24 protein-coding genes are annotated in these 26,952 nt (G+C 71.0%); 14 read left to right on the top strand and 10 right to left on the bottom strand.

Going from position 1 to position 26,952, the window contains the following annotated elements; all coding sequences use genetic code 11:
- Positions 1–243: hypothetical protein (locus tag ACFU6I_RS38965; RefSeq protein ID WP_384376239.1), on the top strand; the 243-nt coding region annotated here is incomplete at its 5' end.
- On the opposite strand, the gene ACFU6I_RS38960 is transcribed toward ACFU6I_RS38965, so the two are convergent.
- Genes ACFU6I_RS38960 through ACFU6I_RS38945 form a run of 4 tightly spaced genes read right to left on the bottom strand, consistent with a single transcriptional unit; the run spans position 177 to position 3,947 of the window.
- On the bottom strand, positions 177–1,334 hold the full coding sequence (locus ACFU6I_RS38960) for an acetyl-CoA C-acetyltransferase (RefSeq protein WP_384376236.1): 1,158 nt from the start codon (positions 1,332–1,334) through the stop codon (positions 177–179). The two genes, ACFU6I_RS38965 and ACFU6I_RS38960, sit on opposite strands and share 67 nt — an antisense overlap.
- A 28-nt stretch (positions 1,335–1,362) precedes the next feature.
- Positions 1,363–1,950: a TetR/AcrR family transcriptional regulator gene (locus ACFU6I_RS38955; protein WP_384376248.1), complete on the bottom strand. Its 588-nt coding sequence runs from the start codon at positions 1,948–1,950 to the stop codon at positions 1,363–1,365.
- Positions 1,951–1,995: 45 nt separating this feature from the next.
- Positions 1,996–2,784: an SDR family oxidoreductase gene (locus tag ACFU6I_RS38950; protein ID WP_384376233.1), complete on the bottom strand. Its 789-nt coding sequence runs from the start codon at positions 2,782–2,784 to the stop codon at positions 1,996–1,998.
- Positions 2,781–3,947 (bottom strand): acyl-CoA dehydrogenase family protein, encoded by a 1,167-nt coding sequence (locus ACFU6I_RS38945; RefSeq protein WP_384376230.1) that lies wholly within the window; start codon positions 3,945–3,947, stop codon positions 2,781–2,783. Before ACFU6I_RS38945 ends, ACFU6I_RS38950 begins: the two co-directional genes overlap by 4 nt.
- 100 nt (positions 3,948–4,047) lie before the next feature.
- Here ACFU6I_RS38945 and ACFU6I_RS38940 point away from each other — a divergent pair, with 100 nt between their 5' ends.
- The 7 genes from ACFU6I_RS38940 to ACFU6I_RS38910 all read left to right on the top strand — a co-directional run bounded on the left by ACFU6I_RS38940 (position 4,048) and on the right by ACFU6I_RS38910 (position 12,180).
- Positions 4,048–4,905: an enoyl-CoA hydratase gene (locus ACFU6I_RS38940; protein WP_384376227.1), complete on the top strand. Its 858-nt coding sequence runs from the start codon at positions 4,048–4,050 to the stop codon at positions 4,903–4,905.
- A complete protein-coding gene (locus ACFU6I_RS38935; RefSeq protein WP_384376224.1) occupies positions 4,905–6,074 on the top strand; it encodes an acyl-CoA dehydrogenase family protein in 1,170 nt (389 codons plus the stop codon). The genes ACFU6I_RS38940 and ACFU6I_RS38935 overlap by 1 nt, the downstream gene beginning before the upstream one ends.
- Positions 6,074–7,063 (top strand): acyl-CoA dehydrogenase family protein, encoded by a 990-nt coding sequence (locus ACFU6I_RS38930; protein WP_384376245.1) that lies wholly within the window; start codon positions 6,074–6,076, stop codon positions 7,061–7,063. The genes ACFU6I_RS38935 and ACFU6I_RS38930 overlap by 1 nt, the downstream gene beginning before the upstream one ends.
- A 222-nt stretch (positions 7,064–7,285) precedes the next feature.
- The gene (locus ACFU6I_RS38925; RefSeq protein WP_384376221.1) at positions 7,286–7,618 is read left to right on the top strand and encodes a hypothetical protein; all 333 of its coding nucleotides are present in this window, start codon (positions 7,286–7,288) and stop codon (positions 7,616–7,618) included.
- Entirely contained in the window at positions 7,615–8,688 is a 1,074-nt protein-coding gene (locus ACFU6I_RS38920) for an acyl-CoA dehydrogenase family protein (RefSeq protein WP_384376218.1), read from the top strand. Before ACFU6I_RS38925 ends, ACFU6I_RS38920 begins: the two co-directional genes overlap by 4 nt.
- 295 nt (positions 8,689–8,983) lie before the next feature.
- Positions 8,984–10,564 (top strand): FadD3 family acyl-CoA ligase, encoded by a 1,581-nt coding sequence (locus tag ACFU6I_RS38915; protein WP_384376215.1) that lies wholly within the window; start codon positions 8,984–8,986, stop codon positions 10,562–10,564.
- Entirely contained in the window at positions 10,561–12,180 is a 1,620-nt protein-coding gene (locus ACFU6I_RS38910) for a flavin-containing monooxygenase (protein WP_384376212.1), read from the top strand. The genes ACFU6I_RS38915 and ACFU6I_RS38910 overlap by 4 nt, the downstream gene beginning before the upstream one ends.
- Before the next feature lie 79 nt (positions 12,181–12,259).
- On the opposite strand, the gene ACFU6I_RS38905 is transcribed toward ACFU6I_RS38910, so the two are convergent.
- Together ACFU6I_RS38905 and ACFU6I_RS38900 are read right to left on the bottom strand one after the other, a co-directional pair.
- A complete protein-coding gene (locus ACFU6I_RS38905; RefSeq protein ID WP_384376209.1) occupies positions 12,260–13,174 on the bottom strand; it encodes an alpha/beta hydrolase in 915 nt (304 codons plus the stop codon).
- On the bottom strand, positions 13,171–13,935 hold the full coding sequence (locus ACFU6I_RS38900; RefSeq protein WP_384376206.1) for a glucose 1-dehydrogenase: 765 nt from the start codon (positions 13,933–13,935) through the stop codon (positions 13,171–13,173). Before ACFU6I_RS38900 ends, ACFU6I_RS38905 begins: the two co-directional genes overlap by 4 nt.
- Positions 13,936–14,132: 197 nt before the next feature.
- Between ACFU6I_RS38900 and ACFU6I_RS38895 the strand changes: the two genes are divergently transcribed.
- Entirely contained in the window at positions 14,133–14,870 is a 738-nt protein-coding gene (locus ACFU6I_RS38895; RefSeq protein ID WP_384376203.1) for a glucose 1-dehydrogenase, read from the top strand.
- Between the two features lie 317 nt (positions 14,871–15,187).
- The gene (locus tag ACFU6I_RS38890; protein ID WP_384376200.1) at positions 15,188–15,787 is read left to right on the top strand and encodes a helix-turn-helix domain-containing protein; all 600 of its coding nucleotides are present in this window, start codon (positions 15,188–15,190) and stop codon (positions 15,785–15,787) included.
- Between the two features lie 123 nt (positions 15,788–15,910).
- On the opposite strand, the gene ACFU6I_RS38885 is transcribed toward ACFU6I_RS38890, so the two are convergent.
- A complete protein-coding gene (locus ACFU6I_RS38885) occupies positions 15,911–16,882 on the bottom strand; it encodes an NAD(P)/FAD-dependent oxidoreductase (protein ID WP_384376242.1) in 972 nt (323 codons plus the stop codon).
- 673 nt (positions 16,883–17,555) lie between these two features.
- Between ACFU6I_RS38885 and ACFU6I_RS38880 the strand changes: the two genes are divergently transcribed.
- Complete coding sequence (locus ACFU6I_RS38880) at positions 17,556–18,323, top strand: IclR family transcriptional regulator (RefSeq protein WP_384376197.1); 768 nt, start codon at positions 17,556–17,558, stop codon at positions 18,321–18,323.
- A gap of 105 nt (positions 18,324–18,428) precedes the next feature.
- Here the strand turns inward: ACFU6I_RS38880 and hutH are convergent, their stop codons facing one another.
- On the bottom strand, positions 18,429–19,967 hold the full coding sequence (gene hutH / locus ACFU6I_RS38875; protein ID WP_384376194.1) for a histidine ammonia-lyase: 1,539 nt from the start codon (positions 19,965–19,967) through the stop codon (positions 18,429–18,431).
- Positions 19,968–20,345: 378 nt separating this feature from the next.
- Positions 20,346–21,776 (bottom strand): amino acid permease, encoded by a 1,431-nt coding sequence (locus ACFU6I_RS38870; RefSeq protein ID WP_384376191.1) that lies wholly within the window; start codon positions 21,774–21,776, stop codon positions 20,346–20,348.
- Positions 21,777–21,915: 139 nt separating this feature from the next.
- Between ACFU6I_RS38870 and ACFU6I_RS38865 the strand changes: the two genes are divergently transcribed.
- Positions 21,916–22,755, top strand: a complete 840-nt coding sequence (locus ACFU6I_RS38865) for an IclR family transcriptional regulator (RefSeq protein WP_384376188.1) — start codon at positions 21,916–21,918, stop codon at positions 22,753–22,755.
- A 46-nt stretch (positions 22,756–22,801) separates the two neighbouring features.
- On the opposite strand, the gene hutC is transcribed toward ACFU6I_RS38865, so the two are convergent.
- Positions 22,802–23,611, bottom strand: coding sequence for a histidine utilization repressor (hutC, locus tag ACFU6I_RS38860; RefSeq protein WP_384376184.1), 810 nt, complete (start codon positions 23,609–23,611; stop codon positions 22,802–22,804).
- Positions 23,612–23,953: 342 nt separating this feature from the next.
- Here hutC and hutU point away from each other — a divergent pair, with 342 nt between their 5' ends.
- Positions 23,954–25,630, top strand: coding sequence for a urocanate hydratase (gene hutU, locus ACFU6I_RS38855; protein WP_384376181.1), 1,677 nt, complete (start codon positions 23,954–23,956; stop codon positions 25,628–25,630).
- Complete coding sequence (gene hutG, locus ACFU6I_RS38850) at positions 25,627–26,652, top strand: formimidoylglutamase (protein WP_384376178.1); 1,026 nt, start codon at positions 25,627–25,629, stop codon at positions 26,650–26,652. Before hutU ends, hutG begins: the two co-directional genes overlap by 4 nt.
- The last annotated feature ends 300 nt before the right edge of the window (positions 26,653–26,952 follow it).

Here is a 26,952-nt window from a genome sequence, read left to right as displayed (position 1 = left end):
GCGATGAGGGTGTCCGTCGGCTACAGCCGCTCGATGATCGTCACGTTCGCCTGCCCGCCGCCCTCGCACATCGTCCCCACCCCCGACGGCCCCCTCGCACCGCTCGGCTCTTGGGGCCTCCCGGGCTTCGGGAGCCTGCGCCGGCCTCCGGCCGCCGGGTGGGTGGTGTCCGTCGGCTACAGCCGCTCGATGATCGTCACGTTCGCCTGCCCGCCGCCCTCGCACATCGTCTGGAGGCCGTAACGGCCGCCCGTGCGCTCCAGTTCGTTCAGCAGGGTGGTCATCAGCTTGGTGCCGGTGGCACCGAGCGGGTGGCCCAGGGCGATGGCGCCGCCGTTGACGTTGACCTTCTCCGGGTCGGCCCCGGTCTCCTTCAGCCACGCCAGCACCACGGACGCGAACGCCTCGTTGATCTCGACCAGGTCGATGTCGTCGAGCGTCATCCCGGCCTTCTTCAGTGCGTACGCCGTGGCCGGGATCGGCGCGGACAGCATGCGGATCGGGTCCTCGCCGCGCACCGAGAGGTGGTGGATGCGGGCGCGCGGGGTCAGCCCGTGCTCCCGTACGGCCCGCTCGCTCGCGAGCAGCATCGCGGAGGCGCCGTCGGACACCTGCGAGGAGACCGCGGCGGTCAGCCGCCCGTCCTCGACCAGCGGTTTGAGGCCCGCCATCTTCTCCAGGGTGGTGTCGCGCCTCGGGCCCTCGTCGGTGCTGACATCGCCGTAGGGGACGAGCTCGCGGGCGAAGCGGCCCTCGTCGATGGCGCGGATCGCCCGCTGGTGCGAGCGCAGCGCGAACTCCTCCATCTCCCGGCGGGAGATGTCCCACTTCTGCGCGATCAGCTCCGCGCCGTGGAACTGGTTGACCGGCCGGTCGCCGTAGCGGGCCCGCCAGCCCTCGGAGCCGGCGTACGGGCCCTCTGTCAGTCCGAGGGGCTCGGCGGCCTGGCGGCTCGCGAAGGCGATCGGCACCTGCGACATGTTCTGCGTGCCGCCCGCGACCACCAGGTCGCTGGTGCCGGACAGCACCGCCTGCGCCGCGAAGTGCACCGCTTGCTGGGAGGAGCCGCACTGGCGGTCCACGGTCACACCGGGCACCTCCTCCGGCAGTCCCGCGGCCAGCCAGCAGGTGCGGGCTATGTCGCCGGCCTGGGGACCGACGGTGTCCAGGCAGCCGAAGACGACGTCCTCGACGGCTGCCGGGTCGGCGCCCGAGCGTGCCATCAGCGCCTTGAGCACATGTGCGCCGAGGTCGGCCGGGTGGACGGCGGACAGCCCGCCGTTCCGCTTCCCGACGGGGGTACGGACCGCTTCGACGATGTATGCCTCGGCCATGACCACTCCTTTTCCGATGTCTGCAGTGTCATGCGCGGAGGCCGATCCCCTCCAGCACCATCGACAGGTACTGGCGGGCGATCTCCTCCGGGCTGTGCTGTCCCTCCGGCCGGTACCAGGACGCGGCGACCCATACGGTGTCGCGCACGAAGCGGTAGGTGAGCCGGACGTCGAGGTCGGCGCGGAAGACCTTGGCGGCCACTCCGCGCTCGAGGGTCCCGAGCCACGCCTTCTCGAACTTCTGCTGTGAGCCGGCGAGATAGCCGAAGCGCGGCTGGGTCCCGAGGTGCTTGGACTCCTTCTGGTAGATGGCGACCGCGGCGCGGTGCCGGTCGATCTCCCGGAAGGACTCGGTGACGAGGGCCTCGATCGTCTCCCTGGGTCCGAGTCCGGCGGCGAGCACGGCGTCGTACCGGGCCCACAGGTCGTCCAGGAAGGTGGAGAGGATCTCGTCGAGCATCGACTCCTTGGAGTCGAAGTGGTAGTAGAGGCTGCCCGCGAGCATCCCGGCCGCATCCGCGATCCTGCGGACGGTGGTGGCGTTGTATCCCTGTGCGGCGAACACCTCGGCCGCGGTGGCGAGGAGTTCCTCGCGCCGCTCGGGCGACGGGCTCATCGTGGTCTTCCTGCTGCTGCTTTTCGGCACGCGGCCATTCTCACCTCACGCGTGCTGGCTGCTGACGGACAGGATCTCTCCGGTCATGTACGACGAGTAGCCACTGGCCAGGAACACGATGACGTTGGCCACTTCCCACGGCTCGGCGTAGCGGCCGAACGCCTCGCGGGCGGTCAGTTCCTCCAGCAGTTCGGGGGTGGTGACCTTCACCAGGTGGGGATGCATGGCCAGGCTGGGCGAGACGGCGTTGACGCGTACGCCGTACTCGGCGGCCTCCAGCGCGGCACACCGGGTGAGCGCCATGACCCCGGCCTTGGCGGCGGCGTAGTGCGACTGGCCCTTCTGCGCCCGCCAGCCGATCACCGAGGCGTTGTTGACGACGACGCCTCCGCCGCCCGCGGCCTTCATGCGGCGCAGAGCGGCGCGGGTGCAGCGGAAGGTGCCGTTCAAGGTGACGTCGAGGACCTTGTCCCACTGCTCGTCGGGCATGTCGACGAGATCGGCCGTGCCACCGAGCCCGGCGTTGTTGACCACGATGTCGAGGCGTCCGTGCCGCTCCTCGGCATGGTCGAAGAGTGCCGTGACCTGGGCCTCGTCGGTCACGTCGCAGGGCAGCGACGTCACGCGGTCCGCACCGAACTCGGCGGCCAGCTCCGCCTCGGACTCCTTCAGCCTGCGGGCGTGCGCGTCGGAGACGACGACGCTCGCCCCCTCCTCCAGCAGCCGCTTGGCGGTCGCGCCGCCGATCCCGGCGCCCGCCGCGGCGGTGACGACGGCGGTACGGCCGGCGAGCAGGCGGTGGCCCGGAACATATGGCGGCGGGGCCGAGGTCATGGGCGAACCTCCTTGGGCAGGCCGAGCACGCGCTCGGCGATGATGTTGCGCTGGATCTCGTTCGATCCGGCGTAGATGGTGTCGGAGCGGGAGAAGAGGAACAGCCGCTGGAAGTCGTCGAGGTCGTAGGGTTCGCCGGACGCCAGCATTCCGTCGGCGCCGCAGACGTCCATGGCGAGCTCGCCCAGCTCCCGGTGCCAGGTCGCCCAGAAGATCTTGCCGATGGACGCCTCGGGGCCCGGTGCGCCGGCCGCGACGCCGTCGAGCATTCGCAGCGCATTGGCCCGGATGATCTCCAGCCCGATCCAGGCCTGGGCGATCCGGTCGCGGATCAGCGGGTCCTCGGCCGCGCCGTTGCGCTTGGCCAGCTCGATGACGGCCTCCAACTCGCGGCGGAAGCCGACCTGCTGGCCGAGGGTGGACACACCGCGCTCGAAGCCGAGCGTGGCCATGGCGACCTTCCAGCCCTCGCCCGGCGCTCCGACGATGTGCGACGCCGGCGTGCGGGCACCGTCGAAGAACACCTCGTTGAACTCGCAGGTGCCCGTCAGCTGCGTGATCGGCCGCACCTCCACACCGGGCTGGTCCAGCGGCACCAGCAGGTAGGACAGGCCCTGGTGTCGGCTGGAACCTGACTCGGTGCGGGCGACGACGAAGCACCAGTCGGACTCGTGCGCGAGTGACGTCCAGATCTTCTGGCCGGTGACCGCCCACTCCTCGCCGTCGAGTTCGGCACGCGTCCGTACGTTCGCCAGGTCCGATCCGGCGTCCGGCTCGCTGTACCCCTGGCACCACAGCTCCTCGACCGCGACGATCCGGGGGAGGAAGCGCTCGCACTGCTCGGACGTACCGAAGGCGATCAGCGTGGGACCGAGCAACTGCTCCCCGATGTGATTGACGCGGGCGGGGGCGTCCGCGAGGGCGTACTCCTCGTGGAAGGCGACCTGCTGCTCGAGCGTGGCGCCGCGGCCGCCGTACTCCTTCGGCCACCCGACGCAGGTCCACCCCTCGGCGGCCATGTGCCGCTCCCAGGCGAGGCGTTCGGCGAAGGCCTCGTGCTCTCGGCCGGGTCCGCCGCGCCCGCGCAGGCTCGCGAACTCCCCCGTGAGATTGGCTCGCAGCCAGCCGCGGACCTCGGTGCGGAACTCCTCGACGCTGCTCATGGGCGGCTCCGGACGACTCTCGACGAATGGGCGACTCGACTTCTCGACGGCCGAGGGCCCGTACGTTAACCTACCAAACACTTGTTAGGGAAGGAGCCAGATGTCCGCTGCCCACACCGCACCCCCTGAGCCCGTCCGATACGAGCGCCACGGCGCCGTCGCCGTGGTCACCATGGATCGGCCCGACTACCGGAACGCCCAGAACTCCGCGATGACCTACGCCCTGGACCGCGCCCTCTACCGCGCGGCCGACGACAACGAGGTGAAGGTCGTGATCCTCGCCGGAGCGGGGAAGCACTTCTCGGCCGGCCACGACATCGGAACCCCGGAGCGGGACGCGCATCTGCCGTTCGACCGCAAGGCGGGCCTGTGGTGGGACCACTCGGACAAACAGGGAGCGGAGAGCCGCTACGCCCGCGAGTCCGAGGTCTACCTGGGCATGTGCCGGCGCTGGCGCGAACTGCCCAAGCCGCTGATCGCCTCCGTGCAGGGCGCGTGCGTCGCGGGCGGCCTGATGCTGGCCTGGGTCTGCGACCTGATCGTCGCCTCCGAGGACGCGTTCTTCGCCGACCCGGTGGTGCGCATGGGCATCCCGGGCGTTGAGTACTTCGCCCACCCCTGGATGATGCCGCCGCGCATCGCCAAGGAGTTCCTCTACACCGGCGACCGGATGAGCGCGCAGCGCGCGTACGAGGTCGGGATGATCAACCGGGTCGTGCCCCGTGCCGAACTGGCAGAGCACACCATGGAGTTGGCGATCCGTATCGCCGAAATGCCGCGCCTGGGGCTGGCGCTGACCAAGCGGGCCGTCAACCAGGCCGAGGACCTTCAGGGAATGCACGCCGGAATGGACTCGGTCTTCGGGCTGCACCACCTGGCGCACGCGCACAACGCCGAGACCGCGAAGGACTCGCTCGGCGGGATGGACGTCCGCGCGATGAAGGAGGCCTCCGCCTGATGGACCTCGACTTCACCGCCGAGGAGGAGGCGTTCCGGGCCGAGGCCCGCGCCTGGCTCGCCACCCGTGTCCCGGCCGCACCCCTGCCCTCCCTGGAGACCGCCGAGGGTTTCGCAGCCCACCGAGAGTGGGAGCGCACCCTGTCCGCGGACCGCTGGTCGGTGGTCTCCTGGCCCGAGAAGTACGGCGGCCGGGGCGCCTCGATCCTCGAGTGGCTGATCTTCGAGGAGGAGTACTTCGCCGCCGGCGCACCCGGCCGGGTCAGCCAGAACGGCATCAATCTCCTCGCCCCCACCCTCTTGGAGCACGGCACGGCCGAGCAACTGGCCCGGATCCTGCCGCCGATGGCGAGCGGCGAGGTGATCTGGGCCCAGGCCTGGTCCGAGCCGGAGTCCGGCTCGGATCTCGCGAGTTTGCGCTCCACGGCCGTACGGGCCGACGGCGGCTGGCTCCTGAGCGGTCAGAAGACCTGGTCGTCCCGGGCGGCCTTCGCCGACCGCGCGTTCGGCCTCTTCCGCAGCGACCCCGGGGCGGACAAGCCCCACCGCGGTCTGACGTACGTCATGTTCCCGCTGGACGCGGACGGGGTGACCGTGCGGCCCATCGGGCGGCTCGACGGCAAGCCCGCCTTCGCCGAACTCTTCCTCGACAACGTCTTCGTGCCCGACGAGGACGTCATCGGGGAGCCGGGCCAGGGGTGGCGGGTCGCGATGAGCACGGCGGGCAACGAGCGCGGGCTGACGCTGCGCAGCCCCGGGCGGTTCACCGCGGCGGCGGACCGCCTGGTGGCGCTGTGGCGCTCGGGCGCGGACCCGGGCGACACCGCCCTGCGCGACCGGGTCGCCGATGCGGTCGTCGGCGCCCGCGCGTACCGGCTCTTCACCTACGCGGGCGCCTCGCGGATCGCCGCCGGAGGGGCGATCGGCGCCGAGTCGAGCCTCAACAAGGTCTTCTGGTCCGAGCTGGACATCGCCCTCCACGAGACCGCGCTGGACCTGCTGGGCCCGTACGGCGAGCTGTCGGACACGGCCGGGGAGGCGCCCGCGCACGGGAGCTGGGCCGAGGGGTACACCTTCTCCCTCGCCGGCCCCATCTACGCCGGCACCAACGAGATCCAGCGCGACATCATCGCCGAGCGGCTGCTCGGCCTGCCGAAGGGACGCCGGTGATGCGGTTCCTCCTCGACGACGAGCAGCAGGCGTTCGCCCGCTCCCTGGACGCAATGCTCGCGGCGGCCGGCACACCTGCCGTCGTACGGGCCTGGGCCGCCGGGGACACCGCACCCGGCCGCGACGTGTGGGCGAGGCTGGCCGAGGCCGGCGTCTTCGCCCTCGCCGTACCGGAGCAGCACGACGGTCTCGGCCCGCTGCCCGTCGAACTCACCGTCGCTTTCACGGAAATGGGCCGCCACGCGGTGCCGGGCCCGGTGGTGGAGACGGTGGCCGCGGCGGCATTCCTCGACCGTCTGGGAGACGACGCGGCGGCCGCCGCGTGGCTGCCGGGCATCGCGTCCGGCAAGACGGCCGCCTCACTCTGTCTGCTGTCCGACGACAGCCCCTACGCCTTGGACGCCCATGCCGCCGACGCGGTCTTCGTCGTGGACGGCGACACCGTACGCCTGGCAGGGGCGGCCGGGCCCGTCCAGCCGTCCGTCGACCCGGCGCGCCGGCTGGCCCGCCCGCTCGGCGGAACCGTCCTGGCGCGGGGGCCGGAGGTGGCCGCCGCGGCCGCGCACGCCGCCGACGTCGCGGCGCTGGCGACGGCGGCCCAGGCCCTCGGTCTGGGCCGCACGCTGCTCGCACGAACCGTCGAATACGCACGGCAGCGCACCCAGTTCGGGGTGGCCATCGGCTCGTTCCAGGCGGTGAAGCACCGGCTGGCCGACACGTTGATCGCCCTGGAGTTCGCCCAGCCCCTGATCCAGGCCGCGGCAGTGGTCCTGACTACGGAGGATCCGGCGTCCGGCCGCGAGATCGCGGCGGCGAAGGTCGCGGCGTGCGAGGCGGCCTGTACCGCTGCCCGTACCGCCCTGCAGGTCCACGGCGCCCTCGGCTACACCGAGGAGCTCGACCTCTCCCTGTGGATCCGCAAGGCCCGCGCGCTGCGGTCCGCCTGGGGCACACCGGCCGCCTGCCGCGCCCGCGTGCTCGCCCCCTGAACCCTGGGCCCACCCGACCCCCATGACTCGTTCTCCCGGGACCACCCGCCCGGGAAGAGCGACCTGTGCAGCACCCACACGGCAGACCCCGCTCGTACATCCCAACGTCCCTACCGCACCATGGAGTCAGCCATGTCCACTGCACCGCCCCCGCAGAGACCTGACAGAGCTGAGAGAGCCGAGGGACCGGTCGCGGTCCCGGACCCTGCTCTGCCGCGCAAAGTGGCTCTGTCCAGCCTGCTCGGCACGGTCATCGAGTACGACGACTTCCTGCTCTACGGCACGATGGCCGCGATCGCGTTCGGCCGGCTCTTCTTTCCCGGGTCCGATCCGACGGCCGGCAGCCTGCTCTCCGCCTCGGGCGGCGTCTCGAGCACCCCCCTCGTGGCGGTGGCCGTTCTCTGCGGGCCGGTGACGGCGCCGGCCATCTGGCGGACGGCCGAGACCCGCGCCCGGAACCTGGCGGACGACTCCGTCCCGCGAAGAAGGCCCGAATCGTCGCGAGAACACCACGACAGGCCGGATGGAGCGGCACAGAACGGAGCCGGCAAGTGAGGCCGACGGAAGAACAGAAGGAACTGCGGTCCGCCGTGCGGGCATCGCTCGCGCGGCACGAGGGTGCGGCGGCCTGGCTGCCGTTGACCGAGCAGATCGGCGTCGCCGGGCTCGGCGTCCCCGAGGAGTACGGCGGTGCGGGCTGCGGTGCACGTGAAGTCCACGTCGTCATGGAGGAGTTGGGCCGGAGCCTGAGTCCCGTCCCCTACCTCGGGTCCGCGGTGCTCGTGGTGCAGGCCCTGCTCGCCTCCGGCGACACGAGGGCATGCACGCAACTGCTGCCGGGGCTCGTCGAGGGCACGGCGGTGGGGACCCTGGCCTGGGCCGAAGGCGGTTCCTGGGACCCGGCCGCCATCCGGGCCGACGCCGCCCGTGGCCCGGGTGGCACCTGGCTGCTCACCGGGACCAAGGAGTTCGTGCTGCACGGGACCGAGGCCGATGTGCTGCTCGTGGCGGCCCGAACGGCGGCCGGGGTCTCCCTCTTCGAGGTGCCCGTCGACGGCGCGGGGGTGCGCCGCGAAGCGGCGGTCACCATGGATCAGACCCGGGCGCAGGCGCGCATCGTGCTCGACGGCGCCGAGGGCCGGCTCATCGGCGCGGAGGGCGACGGCGGCCGGGTCCTGCGGCACGTACTGGACCTGGCCTGCACAGCGCTCGCCGCCGAGCAGGTCGGCGCGGCCGAGCGGTGCCTGGAGATCACGGTCGCCTACGCCAAGGAGCGCATCCAGTTCGGCCGGCCGATCGGCTCCTTCCAGGCGCTCAAGCACCGGCTGGCGGACGCGTACGTGCTGGTGGAGTCGGCGCGGTCGGCCGCGCTCGGCGCGGCTTTCGCGGCCGCCGCCGGCTCGTCGGAGTTGACCCGCCGCGCGGCCGTCGCCAAATCCGCGTGCTCGGAGGCGTTCACGGCGGTGGCGGGCGAGACGATCCAGCTGCACGGCGGCATCGGCATCACCTGGGAACACGATGCCCACCGCTACTTCAAGCGGGCACACGGCTCGGCCCAGCTGTTCGGCCCACCGGCGTGGCACCGGGTCCGGCTCGCCAAGGACCTGGGGCTGACCGCGGCCTGACCGAGCACCGCGCAACCGGTCGCGGGGGAACCGGTCGGCCCCGTATCCCCCGTGGGCTGCTGTTCGCCCTGTCCTCCGTCACGCCCCGCACTCCAGGGTCCGCACCGGCCCTGGAGCAGGGTGCCGTCCTCGCGGGCGGTGAGCTCCAGGACACGGGACGCGAAGGGGGACGGAATCCCGCTGACCGGGAATTGCCGCCTGCGCCGCACCGCCTCGGCCTGCCACTCTCCGACCGGTCGTAGTTCCATGCCCGCGCCCCGAGGGGCGGAGGGCGGCAGGGAGGACGTGACAGATCATGAGCGGCGCGCAGACGATCGCCCGGCTCGCGGACTGGGCGGCGGAGAGGTACGCGGATGAGGAGGCCCTCGTCTTCGGCGAGGACCGCTGGACGTTCGCGGAGTTGCGCGACCGGGTCGCCCGGGTGGCACGGGCGGTGATGGCCCAGGGGGTACGCCCCGGCGACTCGGTCGCGGTGTGGGCGCCCAACAGCGCCCGCTGGGTGGTGGCCGCGCTGGGAGCGGTGGCGGCGGGCGCGGTGCTGGTCCCCCTGAACACCCGCTACAGGGCGCCGGAGGCCGCCGACATCCTGCGCCGCTCCCGCACCCGTCTCCTCTTCACCGAGCACGATTTCCTGGGCACGGACTACCGGGAGCTGCTCACGGACTCGGGAGAGGAACTCCCCCTGCTGGAACGGGCGGTGACCCTCCACTCCCCGGAGTGGTCCCGGTTCCTGTCGGGCGCGGACCGGGTGACCGACGAGGAACGGCTGGCCCGCACCGTCGCCATCCGCCCCACCGACACCGCCGACATCCTCTTCACCTCCGGCACCACCGGCCGCCCCAAGGGCGTCCCCACCACCCACGGGCAGAACCTGCGCGTCTACGACGCCTGGGCCCGCGCGGTCACCCTCCGGCACGGTGACCGCTACCTCCTGGTCAACCCGTTCTTCCACACCTTCGGCTACAAGGCCGGCATCATCGCCTGCCTGCTGTACGGGGCCACGATCGTTCCGGAACAGGTCTTCGACGCGGAGACCGTCCTCGCCCGGATGCAGGACGAGCGGATCTCCGTCCTGACCGGCGCCCCCACGGTCTTCACCTCGCTCATCCACCACCCCGAGCGCGCGGCGTACGACCTGACCTCGATGCGGATGGCGGTCACGGGCGCGGCGAACATTCCCACCGAACTCATCGAGCAGATACGGAAGTTCATCGGCGCACGGAACATCAACACTGCGTACGGACTGACCGAGTCGACGGGCGTGGTCACGATCTGCGAACCGCACGAGTCCCCGGAGACCCTGGCCCGCACCTCCGGAACCGCCCTCGAGGGCACCGAGCTGCGCATCGACGCACCGCCCGGAGAACCCGGCGAGATCCTCACACGCGGCTACCACGTGATGCACGGCTACCTCGACGACCCGGAGGCCACCGCCGAGGCCGTCGACGCGGACGGCTGGCTGCACACCGGGGACGTCGGAGTGCTGGATGAGCGCGGGTTCCTGCGGATCACGGACCGGCTGAAGGACATGTTCGTGGTGGGCGGGTTCAACGTGTACCCGGCGGAGGTGGAGCAGGTGCTGCGCGGCCATCCGGCCGTCGTGGACGCGGCGGTCGTGGGCGCGCCGGACGGGAGGCTCGGGGAGGTCGGCGTCGCGTACTGCGTGCCGGCGGCCGGGGCCCGGATCGACGCGGCGGAGCTGACCGCGTACACGCGTGAGCGGCTCGCCAACTTCAAGGCCCCGCGCGCCTTCCATTCCGTGACGGAACTCCCGCACAACGCGGCGGGCAAGGTCGACAAGGGCGCCCTGCGGAGGCTGGCCCGCGAACGAACACCCCTCTCTTCCTTTGGTCACCAGTCAGGAGTCGGAACATGAGCGACACCAGCAACACCCCCGAGTCCGTCGACGTCGTGATCGTCGGCGCGGGCGTCACCGGCCTGTACGCCGTGCACCGGCTGCGCGGCCTCGGCTACAGCGTGCGCGGCTTCGAGCGCGGCGACGACGTGGGCGGTGTCTGGTACTGGAACCGCTACCCGGGCGCCCGCTGCGACGTGGAGTCCGTGGACTACTCGTACTCCTTCGACGAGAGCCTCCAGCAGGAATGGGACTGGAGCGAGAAGTACGCCACCCAGCCGGAGATCATGCGCTATCTGCGCCATGTCGCCGACCGCTTCGACATCCGCCGCAGCTACACCTTCTCCACCTCGGTGACCTCGGCCGAACTGGACGAGGAGACGCTGCGCTGGACGGTGCGCACGGACGGCGGCGAGGTGCTGTCGGCCCGGTTCTGCGTGTTCGCGGTCGGCTGCCTCTCCAGCACCCACCGCCCCGGGATACCGGGCGTCGACGAATTCGCCGGGGCGACGTACCACACCGGTGAATGGCCGCACGAGGGCGTGGACTTCACCGGCCTGCGGGTCGGCGTGATCGGCACCGGCTCCTCCGGCATCCAGTCCATCCCGCTGATCGCCCGGCAGGCGGCGCATCTGACCGTCTTCCAGCGCAGCGCCAACTACAGCATCCCGGCAGGCAACAAACCGCTGGACGAGGCGGCCCGCCGGGAGCAGAAGGCGGGGTACGCCGAGCGGCGCCGCCTCGCGCGGCTCAGCGGCGGCGGCTCCCCGCACATGGCGCACCCCGACAGGACGCTGGAGGTGAGCGAGGAGGAGCGACGGGCCGCTTTCGAGAAGCGCTGGAAGCTGGGCGGCGTCCTGTACTCCAAGACGTTCCCCGACCAGCTCACCGATCGGGCGGCCAACGACGCGGCACGTGCGTTCTGGGAGGAGAAGGTCCGCGCACGGATCGACGACGCGGCCGTCGCCGGCCTCCTCGTCCCCACCGACCATCCGATCGGCACCAAGCGCATCGTGACCGACTCGGACTACTACGAGACGTACAACCGCGACAACGTACGCCTGGTCGGCCTGCGCGGAAACGCGATCGAGCGGATCGACGAGCGCGGGATCGGGCTGGCGGACGGCGAGCACATCGGGTTGGACGCCATCGTCTTCGCGACCGGCTTCGACGCGATGACCGGCGCGGTCGACCGCATCGAGGTGCGCGGCCGGGGCGGGCGGCTCCTCAAGGACGCCTGGAGAGGCGGCCCGCGCACATACCTCGGCCTCGGCGTCAACGGCTTCCCGAACTTCTTCAACCTCACCGGCCCCGGCAGTCCGTCCGTCCTCGCCAATGTGGTCCTGGCGGGCGAGCAGCACGGCGAGTGGCTGGCCGACTGCCTGCGCCACCTCGACGAGCACGGGTACGCGGCCATCGAGGCGACCGAGCAGGCAGTGGAGGACTGGGTCACCGAGTGCCACGACCGTGCGGCGGCCACCCTGATGATGTCGGCGAACTCCTGGTACCTGGGTGCCAACATCCCCGGTAAGCCACGTGTGTTCATGCCGTTCGTCGGTGGCTTCGGGGTGTACGGGCAGATGATCGCGGACGTGGCGGATTCCGGGTACAAGGGGTTCGAGCTGATCCCTGGCTGACGCGTCCGTGACACGGGTGTGAGCCCCGTCCTCCTCGGGGAGGCCGGGGCTCACACATACGCGCCCGTCGTCGGAAGTGTCAGTTCACGTCGAGTGCCCCGCGCAGCGCGGCGAACGCGGTCTCGCGGGCCGCGGCCACCTCGGGCAGGGCGGCGGCCATCGACAGGAAGCCATGGAACATCCCGGCGTAGTGGTGGGCCTCCACGGGGACTCCGGCCGTGGTGAGGGCCTCCGCGTACGCCAGGCCCTCGTCCCGCAGGGGGTCGAGGCCGGCGGTGACGACGTATGCCGTCGGGAGGCCGGACAGGTCGGTGTGGGCCAGGGGGGCGGCGTAGGGGTCGGCCCGGTCCGCGAGGTCCGGCAGGTAGCTGTCCCAGTACCAGCGCAGGTGGTCGGAGGTGAGGAAGTACCCCTGGCCGTTCCGGCGGTGGGAGGGCCGGGAACAGGTGGGGTCGAGCATCGGGTAATAGAGCGCCTGGTAGGCGATCTCGGGGCCGCCCCGGTCGCGGGAGAGCAGGGTGAGTACGGTGGCGAGGTTGGCGCCCGCGCTGTCCCCGGCGACGGCGATCCGGCGGCCCGGGTACGTCTTCGCGGTCCACAGCAGGGCCGTGTACGCGTCCTCGGGGGCGGCGGGGAAGGGGTGCTCGGGGGCGCGGCGGTAGTCCACGGAGACGACGACCGCGCCCGTGGCGTCGGCGATCGACCGGCAGAAGCCGTCGTGGCTGTCGAGGTCGCACAGGACGAAGCCGCCGCCGTGGCAGTACAGGACCACCGGGGCATCCGCGTGGACTGCCTCGTCGTAGACGCGTACGGGGACGCCGTCGGCGTCCTCGTCCCGGACGCGGGCGACGGGAGGCGCGGGGACGGCGGCCCCGGGGCGGGCGGCGAAGAAGGCGCGCACCTCGGCGATGTCCGTCATCTCCGTTCCCAGCGGGGGGAAGTTGGCGGTGGCCAGGTCGATGACCGCCTGGACCTCGGCGCCGGGCCTGGTCACGCGTCGCCTCCCCTCTGGGGGAAGACCGGCATCCGTCCGGCCGACGCCCCTCCGTCCACGGCGAGCTCGGCACCGGACAGGTACGACGAGTCGTCGGAGGCGAGGAACGCGACGAGGCGGGCGACCTCCTCCGGCTCCCCCACCCGTCCGAGGGGCGCGCCCGCGTGCTCCTTGGTCCCCAGGTGGGCGGTCATCGCCGTGGCGATGGCCCCCGGGTGGACGGAGTTGACACGGATACCGTCCGCGCCGAGCTCCAGGGCGGCCGTCTTGGTGAGGCCGCGCAGCCCCCACTTCGCGGCCCCGTACGCGCCGTGTCCCCACATGCCCTGCAGGCCGGCCTGCGAGGAGATGTTGACGATGGATCCGCCGCCGTGCGCCTTCATCGCCCCGGCTACGGCGCGGATGCCGAGGAACGGGCCGATCAGGTCGACCCGGAGGACCGCCTCCAGGCGGGCCGGGTCCTCCTCGACGATGGGCGAGGTGGTGTAGATCGCGGCGTTGTTGACGAGTACGTCGAGCCGGCCGAAGCCGTCCACGGCGGCGGCCACGGCCGCCTCCCATGCCTTCTCGTCGGTCACGTCGTGCCGTACGAAACGGGCGGCGGAGCCGATGGACGCGGCCGTCGCCTCGCCCTCCGTCTCCAGTACGTCGGTGAGGACGACCTTCGCCCCGCGGGCGGCGAGCAGGCGGGCCTCGGCCTCGCCCATGCCGCGTGCCGCGCCGGTGACGAGCGCGACCTTTCCTGTCAGATCGACGGACATCAGCGGTTCTCCTGGTTGCGGATGCTCGGAAGGGGCCTCGTGTCGCGCCGACACGGGGTACCCGTCGAGCCTGCCCGTACCAGGCCCTACGGCGGCAGTGTCCTTTCCCGGTGAGTGGGAAGCTCCGCGTGCCGCCGGGCCGGATCCGCTGCCAGCATCGCTGCCACCTGCATCACCGGCATACGGGAGGTTCCGGCATGAGCGGACGGGCGGACGGCAAAGTGGTCGTCGTGACGGGCGGGGCACGCGGCCTGGGCGCCGCGCACGCACGCCGACTGGTCGCGGAGGGCGCGAAGGTCGTGATCGGCGACGTCCTCGTCCAGGAGGGCGAGGCCCTCGCGAAGGAACTGGGCGCCCAGAACGCCCTGTTCGTGGAACTGGACGTCACCAGCGAGGTGTCCTGGCAGGCGGCCGTCGCACGCACGGAAGAGGTGTGCGGCAAGGTCACGGGTCTGGTGAACAACGCCGGTCTGGTCCACCGCTGCCCCATCGAGGAGCTCACCGAGGCCGACTACCGGCGGGTCATCGACGTCAACGAGATCGGCGTCTTCCTCGGCATGAAGGCCGTGCTGCCGTCGATGCGGTCGGCCGGCGGCGGCTCGATCGTCAACATCTCCTCGCTGTGCGGGATCATCGCGTTCCCGTACATCCTCAGCTACACGGCCTCCAAGTGGGCGGTGCGCGGCATGACGAAGGCGGCGGCGCAGGAGTTCGCCCCGTACAACATCCGCGTCAACTCCGTGCATCCCGGCGTCGTGGCCACCGAGATGACGGCGGACTCGGAGCGCTCGCACGAGACGGTGAAGCGCCAGCCGATCCAGCGGGAGGCACAGCCCGCCGAGATCTCGAACATGGTGCTGTACCTGCTGTCGGACGAGGCGAGCTACTCGACGGGCTCGGAGTTCGTGGTGGACGGCGGATACGCCAGCCAGTGAGCGGCTGCCGACCAGCACGCCCCCTCGACGGAGCGGACGATCAGCCCGGCGCGTAGCCGCGGTCCCGCACCAGACGGCTCACGAGTCGGGTGGAGGCACGAGCCGCCGCGCTCCGGTAGGCGCCGTCGCGACGCAGGAGGGCCACTCTGCGCGCGATCGAGGTTCGGCGCCGGCCCGCAGGAAGGTCTCGAAGTCGTCCGTCTCGTCACCCACCCCGTGGACGTCGCGCATCTGACCTCCTGCCGCGCAGTGCGCGCCTGGCACTGGACTGACAACTCGTGTTGCCATTTCCGGGACGCGAGAGGTGGAATGGAGGTATGGACGAACAATCACCGATCGCCGCCACGCTGGCCCAGGTCGGTTCCCGCCTCAGGCGCATCCGCGCCCAGCGCGGCATGTCCCTGTCGGCGCTGGCCGAGGCCACTGGCATCTCCAAGAGCACACTGTCGAGACTGGAGTCGGGGCAGCGCCGCCCGAGCCTGGAGCTGTTGCTGCCCATCGCGCAGGTCCACCAGGTACCCCTGGACGAACTCGTCGGGGCGCCGGAGGTCGGCGACCCACGGATCCGCTGCAGGCCCCGCGTCCACCACGGTCGTACGGTGATTCCGCTGTCGACGCAACCGGGGCGCCTGCAAGCCTGGAAGTCGGTCATCCCTGCGGAACACAACCGGCCTGATCCGGTCACGCACGAGGGGTACGAGTGGCTGTACGTCCTGTCCGGACGGGTGCGGCTCGTCCTGGCCGACCACGATCTGGTCATGGGGCCGGGTGAGGCGGCCGAGTTCGACACCCGCCTGCCGCACTGGTTCGGCTCCACGGGCGAGTCGCCCGTGGAGGTGCTCAACCTGTTCGGCCCCCAGGGCGAACGCGTGCACGTCCGGGCCAAGCCCCCGTCCCGCGCGGAGCGGTCGGCCTGACCGGAAGGGCCCGCTTCCGGGACCGCCCTTCGAAGGACACGGCGAACGGCAGCTGGACGGCCGGACCCCTCGCGTGGGCAGTACGGGCTGCCACGACGACATCGCCCATGGCCTGCCGAGTCGTCATGTCAGGGCAGCCGTGGCACGGTGTGCGCGGTGCCGTGCGACGGCGTGCTCCACGTCCTCGTGGAGCAGGTCCGTGTTGATGGCGAACGCCGCGGTGGAGCCCATGCCGGCGGCTGCGATGACCTGGGCGCGTGGGTCGACGACATTTCCGACAGCCCATACCCCGGGCACGCTGGTGCGGCCGGTCCGGTCCGTCACCACCCAGCCCTGGTCGTCCTTGGCGCAACCGAGCAGAGCCAGGAGGTCGTCACGCGGCGCGGGCCGGGGAAACAGGAAAACCGCGGTCCGGGGAATCACCGTGCCGTCGGTGAGCTCGATGCCGCGCAGGCGGTCGTCGTCGACGACGAGCCTCACGGCCCTGCCCTCCACGATCCTCACGCCGAACGCCTCCAGCTGTTCCCGCTCCTGCGGGGAGAGTTCGAGGGCGTGCGTGAGGAGGACGATGTCCTCGCTCCACTGACGCAGCAGCAGAGCCTGGTGCACGGCCCCCGGGTGCGTGCCGAGGACGGCAAGGGGCTGGTCACGGACCTCGTGGGCATGACAGTACGGGCAGTGCAGAAGGTCCTTGCCCCAACGCTCCCGGACGCCGGGGAGGTCGGGCAGTTCGTCACGCAGCCCGGTGGCGACCAGAAGACGGCGGGCCCTGATCACGGGGCCGCCCTCCAGGCGCACGTCGTAACCCGGCTCGACATGTTCCACCCGGCCTCGGACGACATCGACTCCGTAGCGTTCGATCTCGGCCCGCCCCAGGTCGAGCAGGGTCGCCGGAGGCAGGCCGTCACGGGACAGGAAACCGTGCATGTGCGCAGCAGGCGCGTTGCGCGGCTCGCCGGCATCGATCACCACCACCCTCCGACGGGCCCGCCCCAGCAGGAGCGCGGCACTCAGGCCGGATGCTCCGGCACCAATCACCGCCACGTCATGGACCTCGTCACCAGTCGGCGCCGCGCCGTCGCGCGTATTCACCATCGTCTTGATCACTAGGATCACCTCCGGCACCCAAAGTGCTCCAGCGCCGCACCACGAGCAACTTCTGTTGCCATTTCCGGGACGGCGCGACGCCGGCCTCGCCGAGCAGGGCGGCGAGGCGTCCGGAAGCGGCATCGCCGCCCCCTCGCTCGCGGTGATGCCGTTCCTGTCCGCCGCCCGACGCATGGCCGGACATGAACGGGGCTCCGCCACGCCGGTCGCCCACTCCGAGCAGACACGGCTACCTACCTCTTCGCCGTGCTCCTGGTCGGCCGGGTCCGGCCGGGAACGTGCAGCGAGCTGGCCGATTCACCGCATGTCAGCGGCATCGACCGCATGCTGCCCGCCTCCATGCCCGCTTCACGTGAGCCACGATCACAGCTCGCACACCAGCGTGAACACTCGCAACGACCAAACCTGCAGGTCGGAACACGGCCCTTCGCCTGACGGCGAAACACCGTCTCTCGCCCTGCTCCGCAGGGGTTTCGTCCCCTCCCCCTGAAGGCGGGGTATCCACGAAAGCACTCAGATGAACATGTACCGGAAGGCACTCCCGGGCTGACACCTCGCACCACCTGTGACACCTGTGCCGATCACCTTCGTCGTGTCTCGTATCCCGGACGTCGCCACGAGGATGCGGAGTGACGCCGACCATCGGACGTAATCTCGCGACATGTCACCAGTTCCCGCCGCCGCCCAGGTGTTGGCCATTCTGCGATATCTCGCAGGTCAGGCGGGGCCCGTTCCCGCCGCCGCCATCAGTCGTGATGTGCGGCTGCCCCGGTCCACGACCTATCACCTGCTCGACACGCTCACGCGCGAGGGGTTCGTCGTGCATCTGCCGGAGGAGCGGCGTTACGGGCTGGGGGTCAGTGCCTTCGAGCTGGCGTCGGGATACAGCCGTCAGGCTCCTTTTCAGCGTCTGGCTCGGGTGCCGCTGGCGAAGCTCGTCGACAGTACGGGGCACAACGCCCATCTCGCCGTGCTGCACGGCCGCGAGGTCATCTACGTCATCGAGGAGCGGGCTCCTGGTCGGGCGCCGCTGGTGACGGAGGTCGGTGTGCGGCTTCCGGCCCATCTGACCGCCAGCGGGCGGGCGTTGCTGGCCGGCCTTTCGCAGGCGCAGGTGCGGGCTCTGTTTCCCGACGCGTCGGCGTTCGTGCTGCGCCACGAGGCGGGGCCGGGGTCGTTGACCGCGCTCCGCCAGCTTCTTGCGGAGGCCCGCCGGCGTGGGTATGCCACGGAGGACGGCGAGGTGACGCCCGGTTTCTCGTCGGTGGCGGCCGCCGTTCTCGACCACAGCGCGCATCCTGTCGCCGGGGTGGCGGTCACGTTCCCGGGTGACGAGGTCGGGCTCGAGCAGCAGGAGTGGATCGCTACGCAGGTGACGCGGACGGCCAATCTGCTGAGTCGTCGTATCGGCGGCGTACACACCTCGTGATGTGAGCAACTCATGGTCCGACCCTGACGGCCGGCCGGAACAGGGAGTTGGCGTTCCGCCGCCGAGCCCGGTCGGCGGCGGAACGCACACGAACGCCCGCTCAGGTCAGTCCAGCTGTCCGATGACCGATTCGGCGTCCGCGAGGGCGTGGCCCGCGGACACGTACTGGACGGCCGCCTCGATCTCGGGTGCGAGGTAGCGGTCGGTACCCGGGCCCTGTACGTGCCGGCGCAGGCCGGCCAGGACGGCCGCGGTGGCGGGGGCCGGGGTGAGGGGTGCGCGCAGGTCGAGGGCACGTGCCGCGGTGAGGATCTCCACGGCGACCACGCGGGTCAGCCCGTCGATGGCGCGGCGCAGCTTGCGGGCGGCGGCCCAGCCCATCGAGACGTGGTCCTCCTGCATGGCGCTGGAGGGGATGGAGTCGACGGATGCGGGGGCGGCGAGGCGCTTGAGCTCGGAGACGATGCCCGCCTGGGTGTACTGGGCGATCATGTGGCCGGAGTCCACGCCCGGGTCGTCGGCGAGGAAGGCGTTCAGACCGTGGTTGCGGGCGACGTCGAGGAAGCGGTCGGTGCGGCGTTCGCTGACGGAGGCGACGTCCGCGACTGAGATGGCGAGGAAGTCCAGGACGCAGGCCACGGGGGCGCCGTGGAAGTTGCCGTTGGACTCCACCCGGCCGTCGGGGGTCACGACGGGGTTGTCGATGGCGCTGGCGAGTTCGCGGCCCGCGACGGTCTCCGCGTGGGCGAGGGTGTCGCGGGCGGCGCCGTGCACCTGCGGGGTGCAGCGCAGAGAGTAGGCGTCCTGGACACGGGTGCAGTCGGGGCCGCGGTGGCTCGCGACAATCGCCGAACCGTCCAGCAGCGCGCGGAGGTTGGCCGCGCTGGCGCCCTGGCCGGGGTGCGGGCGAAGGGCCTGGAGGTCGGCGGCGAAGACGGCGTCGGTGCCGAGCTGTGCCTCGACGCTCATGGCGGCGGCGATGTCGGCGGTGCGGAGCAGCATCCGCAGGTCGTGGGCGGCCATGACGAGCATGCCGAGCATGCCGTCGGTGCCGTTGATGAGGGCCAGGCCCTCCTTCTCGTGCAGGGTGACGGGTTCGATGCCGGCGGCGGCGAGGGCCTCAGCCGCGGGCATGAGTTCGCCCTGGGCGTCGCGCACCTGGCCTTCGCCCATGACGGCGAGGGCGCAGTGGGCGAGCGGGGCGAGGTCGCCGGAACAGCCGAGGGAGCCGTATTCGTGGACGACAGGCGTGATGCCGGCGTTGAGGAGGGCGGCGTAGGCCTGCGCGGTGTCGGGACGTACGCCGGTGCGGCCGGTCGCGAGTGTCGAGAGGCGCAGCAGCATCAGGGCGCGTACGACCTCGCGCTCGACCTCGGGGCCGGAGCCCGCCGCGTGGGAGCGGACGAGGCTGCGCTGGAGCTGGGCGCGCAGTTCGCGGGGTATGTGGCGGGTGGCCAGGGCGCCGAATCCGGTGGACACGCCGTAGTGCGGCACTACGTCGTCGGCCAGGTTCTCGACCACCTTGCGGCTCTGGGAGATCTCTCCGAGGGCTTCGTGGGTGAGGGTCACGTGGGCGCCGTGGCGGGCGACGGCCACGACATCGGCGAGGGACAGGGGGCCGATGCCTACGAAGGTTTCGTTCATGGCTCCATCAAGCCCGAAAGCGGAACCTCTTCGTCAGTGGCTGCGGAGGGTTAATGTCTGGGATCCCAGACACTTGCCGGTGCGGGTGGATGGCTGTGGGGCGGGGGCCTGGCAGAGCCTTGAACCATGACCGGCCGACCCGAAAAGCATTCGGCGGAACCGCATGGGTCGCGGTTCCGCCGAGTGGTCGTGGTTGCGGGGCTAGTGCGTGTGTCGGAAGTCCCGCCTGCCCCGCGACGCCTGGCACGCACGCTCGCTGCGTTGTCGGGGTCGTCCACGTACGTCCAGTACGAGGACGACCCTCCGCCTTGCGATCGCACGCACCGGACGCCGCCGGGCCCACCCTTCGGGCGGACGGCGGCACTTCCGACACACGCCCTAGTACTGGTGGACCGGTTCCCTGTCGGGCTCGGTCCCCTTCGGGGCTTCGAGGGTTTCGGCCCCCGGTGGGCGGCGGCGCATACAGAGGTAGTACGCGCCCGTCATCAGCGCCAGCCAGAGCGCCCCGACGACGAGGGCGATCCTCGTGCTGTCCGAGAACGCGAGGAGCGCCACCACGCCGGCCATGAACACGATCGCGACGATCTGCCCGTAGGGCCAGAAGGGTGCCGGGTACTTCAGCGAGGCGACCTCCTGCGGGGTCATCCTGCGGCGGGCGCTGACCTGGGAGAGCAGGATCATGAGCCAGACCCATACGGTGGCGAAGGTCGCGATGGAGGCGATGACGAGGAAGATCCGTTCGGGCATGAGGTAGTTGAGGAGCACGCCGCAGAGGAGTGCGCCGATCATGATGACGACGGTCAGCCACGGCACCCCGTTGCGCGAGAGCCTGCGCATGGCGGCCGGTGCCTGTCCCCGCTCGGCCATGCCGTACATGATGCGTCCGGCGGCGAAGATGTCGCTGTTGATCGCGGACAGTGCGGCGACGATGACGACGACGTTCAGTACGGCGGCCGCGGAGCTGACGCCGAGTCCCGCGAAGATCTCGACGAAGGGGCTGCCGCCCGATCCGATGTGCTGCCAGGGGTCGAGCGACATGATCACGGCGAGGGTGAGCACGTAGAAGAGCACGATGCGGATGGGGATGGAGTTGACGGCGCTCGGGATCGTCTTCTCGGGGTCCTGCGCCTCGCCGGCGGTGACGCCGATGATCTCGGTGCCGCCGAACGCGAACATCACCACGGCCAGCGACATGACGACGCCCTGGATCCCGTGGGGGAGGAAGCCTCCGTTGCTCCACAGGTTCGAGACGCCTGCGCCGTCGTGGCTGCCGAAGACGATGATCGCGAGTCCGGCGAGGATCATCGCGATGATGGCGACGACCTTGGCGAGCGAGAGCCAGAACTCCAGCTCGCCGAAGACCTTGACGCTGAAGAGGTTCATGGCGCCGATGACGCCCACGGCCGCCAGGAGCCAGATCCAGCGGGGCACGTCGGGGAACCAGAAGCCCATGTAGACGCCGAGTGCCGTGATGTCGGCCAGGCAGACGAAGACCATCTCCAGCGCGTAGGTCCAGCCGGTCAGGAAGCCGGGCAGCGGACCGAGGTGCCTGGTCGCGTACTCGCCGAAGGATCCGGCGCACGGCCGGCTCACCGCCATCTCGCCGAGCGAGCGCAGGACGAGGAAGACGGCGGCTCCGCCGATGAGATAGGCGAGCAGTACGGCCGGCCCGGCCGCCTTGATGGATTCCGAGGAACCGTAGAAGAGGCCCGTCCCGATGGCGGAGCCGAGGGCGATGAAGCGTATGTGCCGGGACTTGAGCCCGCGCTGCAGGGACGTCTTGTCGGTGGTCAACATGTCGGTGGTCAACGAATGCCCTCCTTGGGAACGGCGCGTTCCGGGCGAGGTGGCGGGGCCGGATCGATGACCGGTGACGGCCTTCGGCACACCCGCACGACGAGGGCACTTGTATATTCCTGTATATACAGGAGAGTCAAGAGGTGGACCCATGGGTGAACGAGAGACGACGTCGAGCGCCTCGCCGGCCGTCGGACGGGCGCTGGACATCCTGCTGCACCTCGCCGGCCGGTCGGGCCCGGTCCAGGCCGCGGCCCTCGCCCGCGAACTGGGCATCCCCCGGTCGTCCGCGTACCACATCCTCTCCGTCCTGGTGGACCGCGGTTTCGTCACCTACCTGCCCAAGGAGCAGGCGTACGGGCTCGGGGTCGCATCCTTCGAGATCGGCTCGGCCTACCTCCGGCACGAGCCCCTCGAACGGCTCGCGCGCCCCATCCTGCGCAGCGCGTCCAACCGCCTCGGCCAGACCGTCCACCTGGGCATCGTCAACGGCGCGGAGACGGTCTACCTGCTCAAGGAGCGTCCCCGGTCGCGCCCGTCAGGCGACGCCGACATCGCCCTCGTCACGGACATCGGGGTCCGGCTGCCCGCACATCTGACGGCCAACGGGCGTGCCATCCTCGCCCATTCCGCTCCGGCGCAGCTACGGGCCCTGTTCCCGCGTCGCGGCGACCTCATCACCCGTACCGGCAAGGGACCGCGCTCGCTGCCGGAACTGCTGTCCCTGCTGGCACAGGACCGTGAACGAGGCTGGTCGGAGGAGGTCGAGCTGGTCTCGGAAGGTTTCCGGTCGATGGGAATCGCGGCCTTCGACCACAACGAGCGGCCCGTCGCCGCGCTCAGCAGCACCTGGCACCGGCACTACAGCCGGCACGAGCCCGACCAGGTGCGCGGCGTCCTCGAACAGTCCGCGGCGCGGCTGACCGCCGCGATGTCCGGCCGGCGACCGGCAGCGCAGCTGAGCCGCACGGTCGGACCGGGCGCCTCCTGACGGTCACCGACAGGTCGGTGCACATGCAAGCGGGCGCACCGACAGATCAGTGCGCGGCGAACGTTCCCTCGAGGCGGTACCGGGAGCCCGGGTGCAGCAGACGCGCGACGCTGACGACGGCGTCGCGCGACCAGGTGCGCCGCTGGATCAGCAGGCACGGCTCGGCCGGTGACACGCCGAGGATCTCGCACTCCTCCGCGGAGGGAAGTACCGCCTCGACGATGTGCTCGCCCTTGCCCAGCGGCGCTACCTCCGACAGGAACGTGAACGGTGTGCGTTGCGTGAAGTCCTGGTCGAGATAGCCGGGGGCGAAGTCCGGATGGACGTAACGGTCCTCCAACTGGACCGCCGCCCCGTCCTCGAAGTGCACGACGCGCGAACGGAAGGCGCTGCGCCGCCCGTCGAGGCCGAGCTGTGCGCTGATCTCGGGATCGGGGAGTTCCTCGCGCAGTGACAGCACCCGGGCCTCGTAGCAATGGCCACGACCCCGGATCTCGTCGGCGATGTTGTGCACCTCGACCAGGGCGGAGCTGCCCTTGCGCCGTGCGACGAAGGTGCCCACTCCCATGACGCGCCGCAGCAGGCCGTCCGCGCTCAACTCGCGCAGAGCGCGGTTGACCGTCATCCGGGACAGACCGAGCGACTCGACGAACTGGTTCTCCGACGGCAGTGCCTCGCCCTCGCGCCAGTGGCCGCTGACGATCTGCCGGGACACGAGGTCCTTGATCCGCTGGTAGGCGGGAGAGGAACCGGATGTCTGCTCCGCGTAGAGCCTGGCGAGCTCCGAAGCCCCCACGACCAAGCCGTCCACCGTCCTCGTCCCCGTCGGTCGTCGCGCCGCCTGAGGTGCGGTCACGGTCATCGGAATTCTAAGGGCTGTCCCGTAATCCCTGGCGGGCGCACGACGCCGGCTACGGCACCTCGCCGCGTTGTCGGAACGCCCGAATACACCCAGTATGAGGATGCTCCTCCGCCTTGCGATGCACCGCATCTGACGCCGCGCGCTGATCCACCAGGGTTTACGGGACAGCCCTTAGGCGAGACGCCTTACAGGATGCCGGTCACGGCGGCCCCCGCCCTTCGGGCCGGCGCATCCCGTTCTCGGATCCGAGAACTTCGGGGCCCGCCGCTGGTTCCCGCCCGACCGGTCGCCTGTCATGGGTCACGCAGCAACTCCGTTACCCACCAGGAGAAGACCATGACCGGCGTTTCCCCCGCGGCCCGCCACATCCGCGCCCCCCGTGGCACCGAACTGAACTGCCTCGGCTGGCAGCAGGAGGGCGCCCTGCGCATGCTCATGAACAACCTCGACCCCGAGGTCGCCGAGCACCCCGAGAACCTGGTCGTCTACGGCGGCACCGGCAAGGCCGCCCGCGACTGGGCCGCGTACGACGCGATCGTGCGCACCCTCAAAACGCTCAAGGACGACGAGACGCTCCTGGTGCAGTCCGGAAAACCGGTCGGCGTCATGCGCACCAGCGAGTGGGCGCCGCGGGTGCTGCTCGCCAACTCCAACCTGGTCGGCGACTGGGCCAACTGGGAGGAGTTCCGCTCCCTCGAGGCGCGCGGACTGACCATGTACGGCCAGATGACCGCCGGCTCCTGGATCTACATCGGCAGCCAGGGCATCCTTCAGGGCACGTACGAGACCTTCGGAGCGGTCGCGCGCAAGAAGTTCGACGGCACGCTGGCCGGCACCATCACACTGACCGCCGGACTCGGCGGCATGGGCGGCGCCCAGCCGCTCGCCGTCACCATGAACGACGGCGTCGCGCTCTGCGTCGACGTCGACCCCACCCGCATCGAGCGCCGTATCGCGCACCGCTACCTCGACGTCGCGGCCGACGACCTCGACCACGCCCTGAGTCTCGCCATCGAGGCCAAGGAAGCGCGCCGCCCGCTGTCCATCGGCCTCGCGGGCAACGCCGCCGAGGTGTTCCCGCAGCTCCTGGAGATGGGCGCGCCGATCGACATCGTCACCGACCAGACCTCGGCGCACGACCCGCTGGCCTACCTCCCCGTCGGTGTGAGCGTCGAGGACTGGCACGAACAGGCCCGCAAGGACCCGGCGGACTTCACCCGCCGCTCCCGCGAGTCGATGGCCCGCCACGTGGAGGCCATGGTCGGGTTCCTCGACGCCGGAGCCGAGGTCTTCGACTACGGCAACTCGATCCGCGACGAGGCCCGCAAGGCCGGCTACCAGCGCGCTTTCGACTTCCCCGGCTTCGTACCCGCCCACATCCGGCCCCTGTTCGAAGAGGGCCTCGGCCCGTTCCGGTGGGCGGCCCTGTCCGGCGACCCCAAGGACATCGAGGCCACCGACCGGGCGATCATGGAGCTCTTCCCCGAGAACGAGCACCTCCACCGGTGGATCAAGATGGCCGGTGAACGCGTCTCCTTCGAGGGCCTGCCCGCCCGCATCTGCTGGCTCGGCTACGGCGAACGCCACCGTGCGGGCCTGCGGTTCAACGAGATGGTCGCCTCCGGCGAACTGTCCGCGCCGCTCGCCATCGGCCGCGACCACCTGGACTCCGGCTCCGTCGCCTCCCCCTACCGCGAGACCGAGGCCATGCTCGACGGCTCCGACGCCATCGCCGACTGGCCGCTGCTCAACGCCCTGGTGAACACGTCGTCCGGCGCTTCGTGGGTCTCGATCCACCACGGCGGCGGAGTCGGCATGGGCCGCTCCATCCACGCGGGCCAGGTGTGCATCGCCGACGGCACCGAACTCGCCGCGCAGAAGCTGTCCCGCGTCCTGACCAACGACCCCGGCATGGGCGTCATCCGGCACGTCGACGCGGGTTACGAATACGCCGGCACCGTGGCACGCGACCGCGGGGTGCGCATCCCCATGACCGAGGGCGACAGCAAGTGAGCGCGACGGGCACGACCGAACCCACGGACATGGCTGTCGACCTCACCGTGGACGTGGCTCCCGAGGCGTGGCACGGCCGGGACGACGGTCCCGGGAACGAACACCTGCGCTGGCACCACGCGATCAGCACCGACCCCGGGCAACCGGGGCCGTGGGACGCCGCGTTCGTCGGCTTCCGCAGCGACGAGGGGGTGCGCCGCAACAAGGGCCGCCAGGGCGCGGCGGGCGGCCCGCGCGAACTGCGTGCCGCCCTGGCGTCCATGGCACTGCCCGCACCCATGACCGCGCTGGACGCCGGAGACGTCGAAGTCCTCGACGGGGACCTGGAGTCGGGGCACCGACGCCTGGGTCAGGCGGTCGGCGCACTCGTCGACCGCGGTCTTCCGGTGGTGGTGCTGGGCGGCGGTCACGAGGTGGCGTACGGGACCTATCTCGGGCTCGTCGGCACACGCGCGGTGCGGGCGGGAGGGCGGCTCGGGGTACTCAACCTCGACGCCCACTTCGACCTCCGGGACGACGTACGGGCGAGCTCCGGCACCCCGTTCCTCCAAATGGCACGGAGTGAGGAACAGCGGGGCCACCGGCTCAACTACCGTGTGATCGGCATCAGTCAGCCGAGCAACACCGAGCATCTCTTCCGCACGGCCGACCGGCTCGAAGTGCGCTATCTGACCGACACCGAATGCGGGCTCCTCGATCTGCCCGCGGTCGACGCGTTCGTGGACGAGTTCGTCGAGGGCAGCGATGTCCTCCACCTCAGCATCGACCTGGACGTCCTGCCGGCCGCCGCCGCTCCCGGGGTCAGCGCCCCGGCCGCCCACGGCGTGCAGATGGAGGTCGTCGAGCGCGTCTGTGCCCGGGTGGCGGCGAGCGGGAAGCCGATCGTGGTCGATGTCGCCGAACTCAACCCGGACCTCGATGTCGACCACCGGACGGCGCGCGCGGGTGCGCGGCTGATTCACCGCATACTGACGACGCGTCGGGCGATGGCCGGCGTGGTCGACGCCACCGCGTCCGACTGACGCCCCGTCTGACGGACGGGCCGCCCCATGTACCGGTCGCCAGGCCGTGAGAGCACGGACAGCCGCGGTCTGGCGACCATTGATTTTCCGAGGAGAGACGGGCTGCCGGGATTCAATCCCATTGGCACGGACAGAGGGACTCCGCAGCCGCCCTGACATTCCGGGGCGTGCCCGGGATCCGCTGTCGTCCGCTCTCGGTCAGGGATGCATTACGGTGGGGCACGAGGGCCTTTCTGGTCGCCGGTGCAGATGTCGCAATCCACACCAGGCCAGAAGGCCCTCACCCATTTCAAGACCAAT

It is taken from the genome of Streptomyces sp. NPDC057486 (assembly GCF_042802415.1).
Classification (GTDB): Bacteria; Actinomycetota; Actinomycetes; order Streptomycetales; family Streptomycetaceae; genus Streptomyces; species Streptomyces yanii.
The sequence above is the reverse complement of the archived record's forward strand: the minus strand, read 5'-3'. Positions and strand labels throughout refer to the sequence as shown.

Excerpts from the sequence above, each read along its gene's own strand:
- ACFU6I_RS38890 (WP_384376200.1), top strand. The coding sequence starts at position 15,188 with ATGGACGAACAATCACCGATCGCCGCCACGCTGGCCCAGGTCGGTTCC.
- ACFU6I_RS38940 (WP_384376227.1), top strand. The coding sequence starts at position 4,048 with ATGTCCGCTGCCCACACCGCACCCCCTGAGCCCGTCCGATACGAGCGC.
- ACFU6I_RS38915 (WP_384376215.1), top strand. The coding sequence starts at position 8,984 with ATGAGCGGCGCGCAGACGATCGCCCGGCTCGCGGACTGGGCGGCGGAG.
- ACFU6I_RS38910 (WP_384376212.1), top strand. The coding sequence starts at position 10,561 with ATGAGCGACACCAGCAACACCCCCGAGTCCGTCGACGTCGTGATCGTC.
- ACFU6I_RS38930 (WP_384376245.1), top strand. The coding sequence starts at position 6,074 with ATGCGGTTCCTCCTCGACGACGAGCAGCAGGCGTTCGCCCGCTCCCTG.
- ACFU6I_RS38880 (WP_384376197.1), top strand. The coding sequence starts at position 17,556 with ATGTCACCAGTTCCCGCCGCCGCCCAGGTGTTGGCCATTCTGCGATAT.
- ACFU6I_RS38900 (WP_384376206.1), bottom strand. The coding sequence starts at position 13,935 with ATGTCCGTCGATCTGACAGGAAAGGTCGCGCTCGTCACCGGCGCGGCA.
- ACFU6I_RS38885 (WP_384376242.1), bottom strand. The coding sequence starts at position 16,882 with ATGGTGAATACGCGCGACGGCGCGGCGCCGACTGGTGACGAGGTCCAT.
- ACFU6I_RS38950 (WP_384376233.1), bottom strand. The coding sequence starts at position 2,784 with ATGACCTCGGCCCCGCCGCCATATGTTCCGGGCCACCGCCTGCTCGCC.
- hutH (WP_384376194.1), bottom strand. The coding sequence starts at position 19,967 with ATGAACGAAACCTTCGTAGGCATCGGCCCCCTGTCCCTCGCCGATGTC.
- ACFU6I_RS38955 (WP_384376248.1), bottom strand. The coding sequence starts at position 1,950 with ATGAGCCCGTCGCCCGAGCGGCGCGAGGAACTCCTCGCCACCGCGGCC.
- ACFU6I_RS38865 (WP_384376188.1), top strand. The coding sequence starts at position 21,916 with ATGGGTGAACGAGAGACGACGTCGAGCGCCTCGCCGGCCGTCGGACGG.
- ACFU6I_RS38935 (WP_384376224.1), top strand. The coding sequence starts at position 4,905 with ATGGACCTCGACTTCACCGCCGAGGAGGAGGCGTTCCGGGCCGAGGCC.
- ACFU6I_RS38895 (WP_384376203.1), top strand. The coding sequence starts at position 14,133 with ATGAGCGGACGGGCGGACGGCAAAGTGGTCGTCGTGACGGGCGGGGCA.
- ACFU6I_RS38945 (WP_384376230.1), bottom strand. The coding sequence starts at position 3,947 with ATGAGCAGCGTCGAGGAGTTCCGCACCGAGGTCCGCGGCTGGCTGCGA.
- hutU (WP_384376181.1), top strand. The coding sequence starts at position 23,954 with ATGACCGGCGTTTCCCCCGCGGCCCGCCACATCCGCGCCCCCCGTGGC.
- ACFU6I_RS38960 (WP_384376236.1), bottom strand. The coding sequence starts at position 1,334 with ATGGCCGAGGCATACATCGTCGAAGCGGTCCGTACCCCCGTCGGGAAG.